Below are 13,962 nucleotides of genomic sequence, written 5' to 3'. Positions count from 1 at the left end.
AGGCTCTCGAAGGCCGATTCTGGGGCTTGCGAAAAGGGCGATTCGAGGTCCTGTTTTTAGCTCTTGAAGGCGTGGATTTTGCGGGGCGGAGAAGCGCGTTCCCAGGCGCCGTGGCGCCTCTGAACAGGCCACTGGGTTCAGTAGATCTGATCCGGCTTCTTGTCGTCGTCGCCCAAGCTGAGGGACCAGGCCTCGCCTGAGGCCACGGTGATGGTATCGGTGCGCACCGCATAGCCCGACACGACCAGCTTGTAGGAATATTTGCCGGGCGGCAGATCCAGCGTTTGTGGGTGATTGACGCCGCCCGCGATCTTGATGGTCTGATCGTTGATCGTGAGCGAAGCCGTGTCCGGCGCGAGATAGCCGAATATCAGCCGCGCTTGTCCTGCTATCGGCAGGAAATTGGCCTTGGCCGAGGCCTCCGTATTCCGCTGCACCAGGCTGACAATGGTCTCGTCCTGCGCGCGGCCAAGCTTCAGGGTGGCCGGCCCCTTGGGGGAGGCGAAGGCGAGCTGCACATGATCGGCGGCAACCAGAGTGCTTTCAGGCCTTTCCTCCCAGCCGCGCTTTGCGAGCTCCGTGCGGTAGAAGGCGAGCACATCGCCAAGCTGGGCCGGCACATGGGCTTCGAGCCCGACCCGCAGCGGGATTTCGATGCCGGTCATATGGGTGGTGTTGGAGCTGGAGAAGTTGTGTTGCTTCGGCACCGGCATCTCGGCGTCTGGATCCGCCGGTGTGAGTGCGGCCGAAGTTTGCGGTGACGGGTGCGGCAGCCATCCGCCGGCGCCTGCGGCGACCAGGCCGCCCGCGAGAAGAGCGAGGCCGCACGCGAACAGCCGCCATCGTGCCGGGACCTTCGTTCTGCGCCTCACCTCGTCATGCCGCTCTCCAGGGATGTCGCGCGTTGTAGTCTTCGCGCGATGCAGCGGCTGCGACACAGTCGCCGCTGCCTCCGGACGACTAGTCGCCTCGCGAACCGGACAGGTTCAACCTGGCCGTTACAGGCACAGGCGGCGGGATCAATACATCTGGAGCGGAAGCACCTCGCCGGTCGGCCCCACCAGGAGGCCCCAGGCGTCGCCGGCGGCAACGGTCAGGGTTTCGGTGCGGACGGGCTGCCCGGGCAGGCGCAGCGCGTACTGATACTTGCCGGGCGGTAGATCCAGCATCGGGCCTTTCGGCGATTGCGGGCCGCCGGCGCCGGCAACGCATCCAGCGCGCCAAATGAAGAATCCACTGCCGGCACTCCCTTCTATACGCGATGATATTTCGCGCAGGCTTTCGAAGCGGATCCGCCGAACGATTTCCTAGCGAAGAAGGATAAGTCGTGGCATTGGCCACGACTTGTCGCGCTTAGTCCCTCGCTCTTTCGAGCGCGTGTCGAATGACCTTTTGCTCATCCTCCGTCATCTGCGTCGCGCCAAGCTTGAAGGTCAGCTTGTCGATCTTGCCGGTGAAACGGAAGGGCAGCTTATAGCTGTCGTCCACCGTCGTGCGGGTGTCGCTGCCGATGTCAAACGTTTCGTCGATGGCCATAAGAAACGGAATCGTGTGCGGGATCGTCTTTGCGGCCACCAGCTTGCCATCGGCCGTCAGTACACCGGTGCCACCCTTGCCCGGGCCGGGTCCGTTGTACTTGAAGTCGAATACAATGGTGTGCTTGCCCGGCTTGAGCGCATCGGTAAACAAGTCGCGACCGCCAATGCCGCCTTCCCAGCGGTACCGTTCTAGATCGAGCAGGTTGTAGACGAAGACCGGCTTGCCTTTGAGCAGGTAGAGGGCGTATCCGCCAAAGCGACCGCCTAGAGTTGCGATCATTCCTTCCGCGCCGCCCTTAGGAACGGTAACCTCGGCCGTGATCGTGTAATCCTTATTGAGAAGGCTCGGAGCGTTAGCGTCAGGGATGCCAGCGTTCTCACCAGAATATGTGAAAACGGTTCGTCCGGCGGTCGCGCTTGGGCGCGGTGTCACAATGCGGGGCAGGACCGAGTTGTCCAGCGGAAAGACCTGGTATTTCGCCGCCTCCGACAGGAACAACGCTTGCAACTCCTTGAGCTTGTCGGGATTCTTGGCTGCGAGGTCATTGGCCTGCGAGTAATCCTCGGCGATGTTGTAAAGCTCCCACTTGTATTCATTGATCCCCGGCAGCTTGGCGGTGCCCAGAAGCCAGGGAGGCGCAGGCGGCGTCGTACATGCATACCAACCATCGTGATAGATGCCGCGGTTCGCGAACATCTCGAAATACTGCGTGTCGCGCTTTGACGGCGCGTTGGCGTTAGCCTGGTCGAACGTATAGGCCATGCTGACGCCCTCGATGGGCCTTTGCTTGATGCCATTGACGGTGTCGGGAGCCTGAATGCCTGTGGCTTCCAGAATCGTCGGCACGATGTCGATCATGTGATGGAATTGGCTGCGGATGCCGCCGACGTCCTTGATGTGGCCGGGCCATGAGATGGCCATGCCTTGCCGGGTGCCGCCGAAGTGCGATGCCACCTGCTTGGTCCATTTGAACGGGGTATCGAAGGCCCACGACCACGCCACCGACATATGCGGGTAGGTCTTGTCGGAGCCCCAATCCTCGTAGTGCAGCATCAGCTCGGTTTCGGGCAGTTTCAGAATGCCGTTGTAGGCGGTCATCTGGTTCGGCGTGCCCTCGAGGGTGCCTTCGGCGCTGGTGCCATTGTCGCCGCTGATGTAGATGATCAGCGTGTTGTCGAGTTTGCCCATGTCCTCGACCGCCTGGATGACGCGGCCGATTTCGTAGTCGGTATAGGCCGCATAGCCGGCAAACACCTCGGCTTCGCGCGCGTACAATTTCTTCTGGATGAACGAGAGCGAGTCCCATTTCGGCAGCGTATCCGGCCAGGCGGTGAGCTGGGTATTCGCCGGGATAACCCCGAGCCGCTTCTGGTTGGCGAAGATCTGCTCGCGCAGCTTCTCCCAACCCATGTCGAACTTGCCCTTGAACTTCTCGCTCCATTCCTTCTTCGGCTGATGTGGCGAATGGGTGCCGCCGGGCACGTAGTAGACGAAGAACGGCTTTTCGGGCGCCGCCGCGTTCAGTCCGTTCATGTAGTTGATGGCGTCATCCGCCATGTCGGTGATGAGGTTGTAGCCGGTCTTGCCGACCCATGGAAAAACCTGGCTCGTGTTGCGGAAAAGGTAAGGCGTCCACTGGTCGGTCTCGCCGCCCATGAAGCCGTAGAAATATTCGAATCCCATTCCGACCGGCCATTGGTCGAACGGCCCGGCCGAGCTGTACAGATAGGTTGGGGTGTTATGGTTTTTGCCGAACCACGAGGTGGCAAATCCGTTATCCCGCAGAATGGTCCCGATCGTCGCACTTTCCTGGCCAATGACGGAATCGTAGCCCGGATAGCCGGTGGACATTTCACCGATCACGCCAAACCCGACCGAGTGGTGGTTGCGGCCGGTGATCAGCGCTGCCCGCGTCGGCGAGCAGAGCGCTGTCGAGTGAAACTGCGTGTAACGCAGGCCCGCCTTGGCGATGCGATCCATGTTCGGGGTCGGGACCACCCCACCGAAGGTGCCGGTCACGCCATAACCCTGGTCGTCGGTCATGATCAGCAGCACGTTCGGCGCGCCTTTGGGCGGCACAACGGACGGTGGCCAGTATGGCTTGGAGTCCGCGGCATCTTCCTTGATCACGCCTTCGAACTTCGGAGGTTCAGGCGGAAGCTGCTTGCCATCGATGGTTGTCGTGGCGCTCGGCGAACCCGGCGTGCCGGTGGTTTGCTGCGCGCGGCAGGTCGTCTCCAGCGCACACAGCCAAAAAGCGACGGTCAGTGCGGTGCCACAAAGCAGCAAGTTGCGGTGGTTTAGTAAGCGGCTTTCTGGCTTTGAGCTATCGTCAACGTGACGGGTACGCGTCATTGCAAGCTCCCTCTTGGAGACGTCAGAACCCTGTTGACGCCTATTCGGGAGGCAATGCCGCAACGCTCTGTTGATCTAGATCAACTCTCCGCCCACGGGTCCGAAACGCCGGTTGCGCGTGGGCGCACCTGCTTCGTCGCACCTCAATACATTTGCAGCGGAAGCACGTCGCCGCTTGGCCCCACCAGGAGGCCCCAGGCATCGCCGGCGGCAACGGTGAGGGTGTCGGTGCGGGCGGGCTGACCGGGCATACGCAGCGCGTACTGGTACTTGCCGGGCGGCAGGTCGAGCATCGGGCCTTTCGGCGATTGCGGGCCGCCGGCGCCGGCCGCGATCTTGATGGTCTGCTTGTTGATCGTCAGCGACGCCTCCTTCGGCCCGATATTGCCGAGCATCAGCCTGGCCTGGCCCGCCTTGGGCATGATGTCGGCCTTGGCCGCGGCCTGCGGATTCCGCTGCACCAGGCTGACCGTTGTCTCCTCCCTGGCGCGGCCGAGCTTCAGCATGGCCGGACCCTCCGGCGAGGTGAACGCCAGCTCCGCCCGCTCGGCAGTAACAGTCGCGCCGTCAGTCTTTTCCTGCCAGCCGCGCTTGGTGAGCTCTGCGCGATAGAAGGCAAGGACATCTGAGAGCTCAGCCGGAATGCTGGCTTCAAGCTCCTTGCGGAACGACTGGTCGCTGCCGGGGAATTTCGTCGAGCTGATCCCGCTCGAGCTGCGCTGCGTCGGCACCGGCAGGGCGGAATCGGGATCGGGCTTCAGCGGCTCGGTCGATTTTGCTTGGATCGGCTTTGCTTCTGCCGATTTGGTCGCAACCGGCTTCGCCGCAGCCACGACCAGGCCGGATCCGGTGGCGCTGACATTCACCTTCGGGCCCATCTGCATCACGGTCATCGAGATCGATTTGCCGGCCTTGGAGAATTCCATCACCGCCATGTTGGGCTGGTTGATGACGGAGGGCTGCTCTTTCCAGCCCGCGTTCTTCAACGATGCGCGGTAGAAGCTGCCGAGAGCCTTCACGCTCGACGTGGAAGAGAATTCGAGCCGGCCGTCGCCGCCTTCGAACGTCACGCCTTCGGCGGTCTCGGGCAGCGGCACCGGTGTCTTGCTGTCGGCGAGCGCATTGAGCGGCGCATCGGAGAGTCCGGCGGCCTGCACTTTGCGCCGCGCTTCGTCGGCGGCGATGAGTTGCTTGGCCGCACCGAGCGCGTCACCAAGGAATTTCTCATCGGCTTCTTTCTTCGCCTTGGCGCGGGCGGCCAGCGCGGATTCTTTCACCTGCACGTTCAGGCTGATCATGGTGAAATCATATTTGCGGCCAAGCCGCAGCACGCCGGTCTCCTCGGCGTTGGAGACTTTGATTGCGACTTCGTCGCCGGGCGCGAGCGGCGCGCTGCCATCTTCCTGCCAGCCGCGCGCGGCGAGCTCGCGATGATAGAAGGCGAGCACGGCGGGCAGCTCGGCCATCGCGGCGGCCGACATCTCGCGCTTGTTGGAGTCGGCGCTGCCGAGGCCCCTGGCCGTCTTGGTCGGATTCGGCCGCGGCAGGCCGGCAAGATCGCCATCGGCCTTGAGTTCGCCGGGCAGGGCGAACGGCGCCACCCGGATGTCGATATTGGTGCGGCCGTCGTCGCGGCGTGTCAGCGTCAGCATCACCGGCTTCTGCTGGTAGAAGCCGCCTTCCTTGCTATCAGCGTGCGCATAGAACGCGCGAAAACCGTTGGGAACGGTCTCATCCAGGCTGGTCGTCCAGCGCGCGGCGGTTTCCGGCGTGAGTTTTTGCCAGCCGATCGCGGCCATCTGGCTGGCGTAGAAATCCGACGTCACATCGAGCGCGCTCGGCGCAATGCAGCCGAGATAGGGCCGGGTCCCATCGAACATGATGTCGCTCGCGCCGTCCGGAAACGGCACGTTCCCGTAGATCCGGTCGGTCGTGTAGTAGACCACGGATTGATCGGGCCGGCCGAGGGCCTGCGTGAAGTGAACCGAAAGGCCCTGCCGTCCCTTCTTGAAGTTCAGATTGGTGCTCTTCTCCTCCAGTGGCCTCACATAGGGCACCCAGCCGTCGGCGCTGAGGAGTTTCTTCACCGCCGGCGATGTCACGGCTTCCGGCGTCGGCATGCGGTATTCGACGCGGTAGGGATCGGGGCGCGAGGTGTCTTCCACCGCGCCCTCGAGCTGCGGCAGCGCATGGACGTCGACGATGCCTCCGTCGGCGGCGGCCGCGGTCGAGCAGCTCGCCATCAGGACAAGGCCGCAGGCAAGCAGCTGCCATCGTGCCGGGACTGGCGTCCCGCGCGGGATCATCGACATCGTCACGTCTCCAGGATATCGCGCACGGCTCAGGCGTGCGCATTTGCAGGCTGCGACACCGTCGGCGCGGCCTCAGACGAGAAGTCGCGGCAGAAACCCGGGAGGTTCAATACAGCAGGAGCGGCGACCATGCCTCTCCGTCGCGCCCGACCGTAAGCTCCCAGGTATCGCCGGCAGCGAAGTTGAGGATGTTCGTCGTGGCCGGATGGCCCGGCACGCTCACCTCGTAGGAATATCTGCCGGGCTGCAGATCCAGCGAAACCGCGTAGGCGCCGGCGGCGTGCTTGATGGTCCGGTCGTTGATCGTGAGCGAGGCTTCCGTTTCGCTGATATTGGAGAACACCAGCTTCGCCTGGCCGGGCTCGGGCATCACGTTCGCATTGGCCGCGACAGATGCATTCTTCTGCACGAGATTGACGGCGGTGCTGGCGTCTTTGCGGTCGAGCGCCAGCATGCCAGGTCCGAGCGGGGAGGCGAAGGCGAGCTTGACGTGATCGGCGGAGACCACCGCGCCATCGCGCTGCTCCTGCCAGCCGAGCTTGCTGAGCTCGGTGCGGTAGAAGGCGAGGACGTCGCGGAGCTCGGCGGGCACGGTGGCCTCCAGCCTTGTGCGGAGCGGCGTTTCAACGCCCTTGACGACGGTGGTGTGCGTTCCTCGGTAGCTGTAACGGGTTGGCGCGGGCAGCTTGGCAGCGGGGTCCGGCGTGAGCGCCGACGCGAACAGCGGCGACAGATGCGGCACCCAGGCGCTGGCGCTTGCTGCGAGCATGCAGACCGCGAGCAAGAGCAGGCCGCACGCAAACGCCAGCCATTGAGCCGGGACTCGCGCCCCGGTCCTTACCGTCCGCATCTCATTCTCCAGGGTTTTCGCGCGTGATGTCATTTGCGCGCTGGCGAAGGCCGTGACAGGCATCGCCGCGGCCTCAAAGGCTAGTCGCGATTGCAAACGGCCGGGTTCAACGGCGCGGTCTATCGCCGGGCAGAGACACGTCCGCTCTCGACGTCAAAGACATCGCCGCCTGCGCCAATGTCGGCAAAGGCGGCGGGGTCGGCGCCGGTCAGCCACACCTGCGCGCCGAGCTTGCGCAGCTCCTCGAACAGCGCCGCGCGCCGGTTCGGATCGAGATGCGCGACGACCTCGTCGAGCAGCAGCAGCGGCACGATGGCGGTCATCTCGGCGACCAGGCTCGCATGCGCCAGCACGAGGCCAATCAGCAGCGCCTTCTGCTCGCCGGTCGAGGCATCGCGCGCCGGCATGCTTTTCGGCGCATAGATCACCTGGAGATCGGTGAGGTGCGGGCCGTCGGTGGTGCGGCCGGCGATGGCGTCGCGCGGGCGGTTGTCTCGCAGGATCTGGCGGTAGCGGTCCTCGACCGACGTCGCGGTCTCGTTGAGCAGCGCGTTCTCCATCCAGCCATCCAGCGCGATTTGCGCGGACGGAAAGGCGGATGCCTGCGCGCGGGCGTTGAGCATGCCGGTGAGCCGCGCTGCGGTCTGGCCGCGCGTTGCGGCGACCGCGACCGCAAGCTCTGCGGTCTCGCGCTCGATCGCGTCACACCAATGGTCGTCGTAATTGCGCGTCTCGAGCAGGCGGTTGCGCGACCGCAGGGAGCGTTCGAGCGCGGAGATGCGGCTGGAATGCTCGCTGTCGATCGCCAGCACCAGGCGGTCGAAGAAGCGCCGCCGTTCGGAGGCCGCGCCCATGAACAGCCCGTCCATCGCCGGCGTCAGCCACACCATGCGGATATGGTCGCCGAAGGCGGTGGCCGAATTGACCGGCTCGCGGTCGATGCGGCAGCGCCGGCTGACTGCGGCGTCCGCGCGTGGCGCGTCGATGCCGGTACCGAGCGTGGCGAGCCCCAGCGCGCCCTCGACCTGCGCCGACACCGCCCAGGAGCCGTCGCCCTGGTTGTCGGCGACATCTTCCAGCGTGGCGCGCCGCAAGCCGCGGCCCGGCGACAGGAACGAGATCGCCTCGATGCAATTGGTCTTGCCGGCCCCGTTCGGCCCGACCAGCGCCACCATGTCAGCCGCCGTCTCGAGCCCCGCCGCCCGATAATTGCGAAAATGCGTCAGCGTCAGGCGTTGAATGCGGGAGGGGGTCATCAGTTCTTCGTCATGGACGCGATTCTTCCCCTCCCCCCTTGTGGGGGAGGGTGGCGCCTCACGAAGTGAGGCGACGGGTGAGGGGTATCTTACCGCCCGGCAAGCTTTGCAAGGATGTCTTCCAACACAGAAGTGGGTTGCTGCAGCACGTCATTGTTCCAGTAGCGCGCTATGGCGAAACCTTCGGCGGACACGGCCGCGTCACGAGCTGCGTCGCTTTCTGATTCGGCATGTTGGCTTCCGTCAATCTCGATCACGAGTCTTTTCTCGAAACAGACAAAGTCGAGAATGTAGTTCTTGAACGGCTCCTGTCGGCGAAACTTGAATGTGGAGAGCCGACGATCCCTCAGCAAGCGCCACATTGCCCTTTCGGCGTCAGTCGGCTCGTGCCGCATCTTCCGTGCAAATTGGCGGAGAGGCGGGGAGGTCGGTCGATGGGACGGGTCTCGTGGCACCAACCCCTCACCCAAGTGAGTTTGCGTCAAACACCGGTGCAGCCCTCTCCCACAAGGGGAGAGGGCGCAGTAACGTGCATCGCGCTTGGTTCTAAAGGCAGTGTGCGCTGGCGAGAGGACACGTCCCTCACACCCGCATCGGCATCAGCACGTAGAGCGCGCTCTTGTCGTCCTTGTCCTGCACCAAGGTCGGCGAGCCGGGGTCGGCGAGCTTCAGCGTGGCGACGTCGCCTTCAATCTGGGCGGCGATGTCGAGCAGGTAGCGCGAGTTGAAGCCGATATCGAGGGCGTCGGAGGCGTATTCGACTTCGAGCTCTTCGGTCGCGCTGCCGGAATCCGGGTTGGTGACCGATAGCACCAGCTTGCCTGGCGACAGCGAGAGCTTCACGGCCCGGCCGCGCTCGCTGGAGATGGTGGAGACGCGGTCGACCGCGTTCTCGAAATCCTTCTTGTCGACGACGAGTTCCTTGTCGTTGCCCTGCGGGATCACGCGGCCATAGTCGGGGAAGGTGCCGTCGATCAGCTTCGAGGTCAGCACCACATTGCCGATGGTGAAGCGGATCTTTGCCTGCGACAGCTCGATCGTGACTTCGGCCTCGTTGTCCTCGATCAGGCGCTGCACCTCGCCGACGGTTTTCCGCGGCACGATCACGCCGGGCATGCCGTCGGCGCCCTTGGGCTGGACCAGGTCGAGCTGGGCGAGCCGGTGGCCGTCGGTGGCAACGCCGCGCAGGGTGGCGGCCGTGGCCGTGCCCGCGGCATGCAGATAGATGCCGTTGAGATAATAGCGCGTCTCTTCGGTCGAGATCGCGAACTGGGTGCGGTCGATCAGCCGCTTGACGTCCTTGGCGGCGAGCGAGAACGAATGCGACATGTCGCCGGCGGCCAGATCCGGGAAATCATTCTCCGGCAGGGTCTGCAGCGTGAAGCGCGAGCGGCCGGCGCGGATCGCCAGCACGGCGCGGTCGCCGTCGGCCTCCAGCACGATCTGCGAGCCATCAGGCAGCTTGCGCACGATGTCGTAGAACATGTGCGCCGGCACGGTGGTGGAGCCCGCGGTCGCGGTTTCGGCCGGGAGCGTCTCGGTCACCTCGAGGTCGAGGTCGGTCGCCTTCAGCGACAATTTCGCGTTCTCGGCGCGCACCAGCACGTTGCCGAGGATCGGAATGGTGTTGCGGCGCTCGACCACGCGGTGGACATGACCCAGCGATTTCAGGAGTTGCGCGCGTTCGACCGTAACCTTCATTGCACTACTCGCCCGATCCCCAAGGAAACACAACGTTGGAAAAGCCGGGCGGCGGGACGCGCGCCACGGCATCGAAGACCCCGAAAAGCCGGATCATCCAGCCGATATGACCAAAGCCGTCAGGGTCGCGCAAGGTGGCGCGGAAAGCCATCCGTTTCAAGGGATTGGGGGGTGGTTCCCCACGATTTACAGCCCAAAAGGAGGGCGGCCGTCCCGGCAAGCGAACACCGCCGCCCAGGCATGGCCGGGGCGGCGGGAGAATGGCAGGAGCCTTAGGCGTTTATTCCTGAAGCTGGCGCTTCAGCGACTCGACTTCCTCGGACAGCGCCGTGTCTTTGTTGACCAGCGCCTCGATCTTGCGCACGGCGTGAAGCACCGTGGTGTGGTCGCGCCCGCCGAAGCGGCGGCCGATCTCGGGGAGCGAGCGCAGGGTCAGCGTCTTGGCGAGATACATCGCCACCTGGCGCGGACGGACCACGTTGGCGGTGCGGCGCGAGGACAGGAGGTCGGAACGGCTGACATTATACTGCCGCGCCACCACGCGCTGGATGTCCTCGATCTTGATCCGCTTCGGCTCCTGCGGCCGGACCAGATCGCGCACCTCGCGCTCGGCCATCTCCAGCGTCACCGGCTGGTTGTTCAGCTTCGAATGCGCAAGCAGCCGGTTGATCGCGCCTTCGAGGTCGCGGCCGTTATGGGTGATGGTGCGCGCCAGATAGAGCAGCACCTCCTCCGGCACGTCGAAGGTGGCGTGATGGGCGCGGGCCGCGGCGACGCGCGACTTCAGGATGCCATGTCGCAGCTCTTCGCCGAGCGAGCCCATCTCGACCACGAGACCGCCGGCGAGGCGCGAGCGCACGCGATCGTCGAGGCTTTCGAGGTCGGACGGCGGACGGTCGGCCGCGATCACGACCTGGCGGCCGGCATCGATCAGCGCGTTCAGCGTGTGACAGAACTCGGCCTGGGTCGACTTGCCCTGCAGGAACTGGAGGTCGTCGATCACGAGCACGTCGATGCCGCGCAGCGCTTCCTTGAAGGCGAGCGCCGTCTGCGTCTTCAGCGCGGCGACGAAGCCGTACATGAATTTTTCCGCGGTGAGATAGAGCACCTTGCGCTCGTTGCCGGAATTGCCGGCCCAGGTCACGGCCTGCAACAGATGCGTCTTGCCGAGGCCGACACCGGCATGGATGTAGAGCGGGTTGAACATGACGGGGTCGCCGCGACGCCCTTCGGCGACCTGACGCGCCGCCGCATGCGCCAGCGTGTTGGAGCGGCCGACGACGAAGCTTGCGAAGGTCAGACGCGGATCGAGCGGCGAGCCGCCGAGCGCGTCGTGGTTTGCGGAGACCGGCGCAGTCGCCGTCGAGCGCAGTTCCGGCGCGGGCGCGCGGCGTGTTTCGACCGGCGCAGGCGTCTCCTTCTGCTGCACGACCGGGCGCACCGCGGAGCGAACGGTAAGATCGATGCGATGAACTTCCGGCGCCTCGGCCTGCCAGCACGACAGTACGCGCTCGGCATAATGCGCCTGAATCCAGCTCTTCAGGAAGCGCGTCGGCACCGAGAGCCGCACGCTCTCCTCCTGCACGCCTTCTAGATCCATACGGGCGAACCAGCTCGTATAGACGTCTTCGCCTACGTTCGAGCGCAGCCGGCTCTTCACGCGTGACCAGCGATCCTGTTCCGATGTGTTCATCGTCAAAAAACTTCTATTGAGAGATAAAGTTGCGTTGTGAGTGCCATGAAGGGGTCCCGGCAGGATCCTTCAAAGGGCACGACCTCAAGCGATTCCATCGTCGGACACAGCTCCGCCGTTCGGCGCGAACGCCGCGGGTCGGATTGGCGATGTCAGAGATGGAGGGGTCGCGAGGTCAGCGCGTACTCGGCGCTCCGTCACACGCGGGAGGCTGGAGGTTGGGCTGATCTAAACCGGCATCGTTGGAGTTGGTGGCTTGTTTCAATACCGCGTTGAGTCCGTAAGACATGATACCCTCCCCGTCCTGCCGTGATTGCTCACGGCAAGGTCCTGCGTGTCCTGAAGACAACTGCGACTGAAGTCGCCGATGTCCCGCCCGTCTGCACTGTTCGTCCGCTCGGCTACGCCATCACGTGTGTCGCGGTAGTTTCATGACATCTCTCGTTTGCGTCTGGCGCGAGCGGGATCGAAGATCCCACTTGGAGACATTCAGACAAAGAGCTACCGTTCCCATATTGCTATGGGTTTTGAACCGACAATCGCTTGTTGAAGCGTCGCCTACGTGCACACCGCCGCCGATTTGCACGCTCGCCCCGTTTCTAAAACCGCGCTGGTCTTGAGATCGTGGGCGCTGCGGACGACTTAAGGAATACACTATGCGGAAAGACTCGCAACGAAATTGATTCACACTTGAGGCGACTAAAAACTTGACCAGCGTTAACGGCGCGCGGGAGTTGTGCACAGGCTTGCGAGCAAGAGTTTGAATCCGTGCACAGATTCGAAGGCGCCGCGCGTCATGTGACAAATCTCCGCCACCGCCAAAAATTTTTTACAAAAGCGTCACGCGCACGCCTTGCGGGCAATTTTTCCAAATGCTTGTCGGCGCTATGTCGATAAGTGATTATTGAGACACCGCTTTTTGAGTCTCGTTTCGCAGGGTAACTCCATCGCGAGCCGGTTCCGGGAAAACTACGGTGTGCAGAACTCTCGCGCGCGCGGATTCAACTTAAGCCCGCCCCGCAGGGGTTTTTCGCAGCGCAGTGAAAGTTTCCGCTGTTGCAAAAACATCCGCCAGTGAAATTACGGGCGCAGCGCAGCGCAGCGAAGACGACACGAGTCTTCCAACGGAAGAGCGGTCGCCCAACGACCGCAAGCGTGAATTGTGACAGGCAACAAAAAGCCCGGCGCGAGCCGGGCTGATTGACGAGCGCGATGTCGATCCGATCAGTCGATCGGATGACTCGACGAGCTTACTTCGCGAGCTTGGCGATCTGCGCGGTGAGCCGGGAGACTTTGCGGCTCGCGTTGTTCTTGTGAACGATGTTGCGCTGCGCGGCCTGCATCAGCGCGGGCTCGGCGCTCGCCATCGCCTTCAGCGCGGCGGCGCGATCGCCGGTGGCGATGGCTTCTTCGACGGTACGCACGGCACCGCGCATCTGGGTGCGGCGCGACTTGTTGACGGCAGTGCGGCGGGCGATCTTGCGCGTCGCTTTCTTGGCGGAAGTGGTATTGGCCATGGTCTCAATATCCTTTGCGGTACCGGTCGCGTCATGTTCGGGTAGCGCCGGCTGCTTGACCGCTTAATCGACGCTCGGATTTAGGGTGTTCGGTTGCTGGGCTGTTCCCGGAACATGAGCGACGGCCTTGCGGTCGTCTCTGAGGCTCCAAGCCCTTAAAGCTCAGGGAGCCTGCAACTGCTCAAAGAACAGCGGCGGCAGGATTGCGCCCACCGCCAGTTGGCGCCCTTATAGAGGGGGTCTGCGGCACCGTCAACGCTTTCCGGGGCTGGAAAACAGGCCTCGGGCGCTCCAGCGCGCGCCGTAACGCCCTGAAGAGGTTGAATTTCTGCCGTCGCCCGGCTATTGGCTGGCGGCATTGCAGAGGTCGTCCGATCGGACGACCATATAGGTGAGGCATGATCCGCGGCATTTTCCGACTGATTGGGCTGTTGCTGCTGGCCGGCGGGTTCATCTTCATGGTCTATGACGGCGCCCGCTGGGTGGCCGACCAGACCCTGCGGTTCACCCGGTTCGGCCAGTTCTGGAACGACATCAACCAGGCCAGCCAGACGGCGTTCCGCACCTGGGTCGAGGCCAAGGCGCCCTGGCTCTGGACCTCGGTGATCCGCCTCGTGCTGGATCAGCCGGTTTTCGCCGTGCTCGGCATTTTGGGCATCCTGCTGATGATCCTGTTCCGCCCGCGGAAGCCGCTGATCGGTTATTCCCGGGATTGATCTTTCAATTCCCGCCGAGACTG

At 63.8% G+C, this 13,962-nt stretch carries 11 protein-coding genes; 1 reads left to right on the top strand and 10 read right to left on the bottom strand.

Annotated elements, in window-relative coordinates; translation table 11 throughout:
* Positions 1 to 137 precede the first annotated feature (137 nt).
* The 10 genes from ABIA90_RS30515 to rpsT all read right to left on the bottom strand — a co-directional run bounded on the left by ABIA90_RS30515 (position 138) and on the right by rpsT (position 13,223).
* Complete coding sequence (locus ABIA90_RS30515) at positions 138 to 713, bottom strand: peptidase associated/transthyretin-like domain-containing protein (protein ID WP_354119235.1); 576 nt, start codon at positions 711 to 713, stop codon at positions 138 to 140.
* Between the two features lie 306 nt (positions 714 to 1,019).
* Complete coding sequence (locus tag ABIA90_RS30510) at positions 1,020 to 1,169, bottom strand: hypothetical protein (protein ID WP_354119108.1); 150 nt, start codon at positions 1,167 to 1,169, stop codon at positions 1,020 to 1,022.
* Positions 1,170 to 1,353: 184 nt separating this feature from the next.
* Positions 1,354 to 3,894, bottom strand: a complete 2,541-nt coding sequence (locus ABIA90_RS30505; RefSeq protein ID WP_354119107.1) for an arylsulfatase — start codon at positions 3,892 to 3,894, stop codon at positions 1,354 to 1,356.
* Between the two features lie 143 nt (positions 3,895 to 4,037).
* Positions 4,038 to 6,206, bottom strand: coding sequence for a hypothetical protein (locus ABIA90_RS30500; protein WP_354119106.1), 2,169 nt, complete (start codon positions 6,204 to 6,206; stop codon positions 4,038 to 4,040).
* A 106-nt stretch (positions 6,207 to 6,312) separates the two neighbouring features.
* Positions 6,313 to 7,056 carry a hypothetical protein gene (locus ABIA90_RS30495; RefSeq protein ID WP_354119105.1) on the bottom strand — a complete coding sequence of 248 codons (744 nt, stop codon included), beginning with the start codon at positions 7,054 to 7,056 and terminating at the stop codon, positions 6,313 to 6,315.
* 119 nt (positions 7,057 to 7,175) lie between these two features.
* Positions 7,176 to 8,312 (bottom strand): DNA replication/repair protein RecF, encoded by a 1,137-nt coding sequence (gene recF / locus ABIA90_RS30490; protein ID WP_354119104.1) that lies wholly within the window; start codon positions 8,310 to 8,312, stop codon positions 7,176 to 7,178.
* A gap of 89 nt (positions 8,313 to 8,401) precedes the next feature.
* Positions 8,402 to 8,767 carry an endonuclease domain-containing protein gene (locus ABIA90_RS30485; RefSeq protein WP_354119103.1) on the bottom strand — a complete coding sequence of 122 codons (366 nt, stop codon included), beginning with the start codon at positions 8,765 to 8,767 and terminating at the stop codon, positions 8,402 to 8,404.
* A 127-nt stretch (positions 8,768 to 8,894) separates the two neighbouring features.
* Positions 8,895 to 10,013 carry a DNA polymerase III subunit beta gene (gene dnaN / locus ABIA90_RS30480; RefSeq protein WP_014491013.1) on the bottom strand — a complete coding sequence of 373 codons (1,119 nt, stop codon included), beginning with the start codon at positions 10,011 to 10,013 and terminating at the stop codon, positions 8,895 to 8,897.
* Positions 10,014 to 10,293: 280 nt separating this feature from the next.
* Positions 10,294 to 11,706, bottom strand: a complete 1,413-nt coding sequence (gene dnaA, locus ABIA90_RS30475) for a chromosomal replication initiator protein DnaA (protein WP_063980098.1) — start codon at positions 11,704 to 11,706, stop codon at positions 10,294 to 10,296.
* Between the two features lie 1,250 nt (positions 11,707 to 12,956).
* Positions 12,957 to 13,223 (bottom strand): 30S ribosomal protein S20, encoded by a 267-nt coding sequence (rpsT, locus tag ABIA90_RS30470; protein ID WP_028151115.1) that lies wholly within the window; start codon positions 13,221 to 13,223, stop codon positions 12,957 to 12,959.
* Between the two features lie 398 nt (positions 13,224 to 13,621).
* Between rpsT and ABIA90_RS30465 the strand changes: the two genes are divergently transcribed.
* Positions 13,622 to 13,939: a hypothetical protein gene (locus ABIA90_RS30465; protein ID WP_208083689.1), complete on the top strand. Its 318-nt coding sequence runs from the start codon at positions 13,622 to 13,624 to the stop codon at positions 13,937 to 13,939.
* Positions 13,940 to 13,962 lie beyond the last annotated feature (23 nt).

Origin of the sequence: Bradyrhizobium sp. LA6.8, assembly GCF_040547935.1 — a bacterium.
In the GTDB taxonomy this organism is placed as follows: Bacteria; Pseudomonadota; Alphaproteobacteria; order Rhizobiales; family Xanthobacteraceae; genus Bradyrhizobium; species Bradyrhizobium barranii.
The sequence above is the reverse complement of the archived record's forward strand: the minus strand, read 5'-3'. Positions and strand labels throughout refer to the sequence as shown.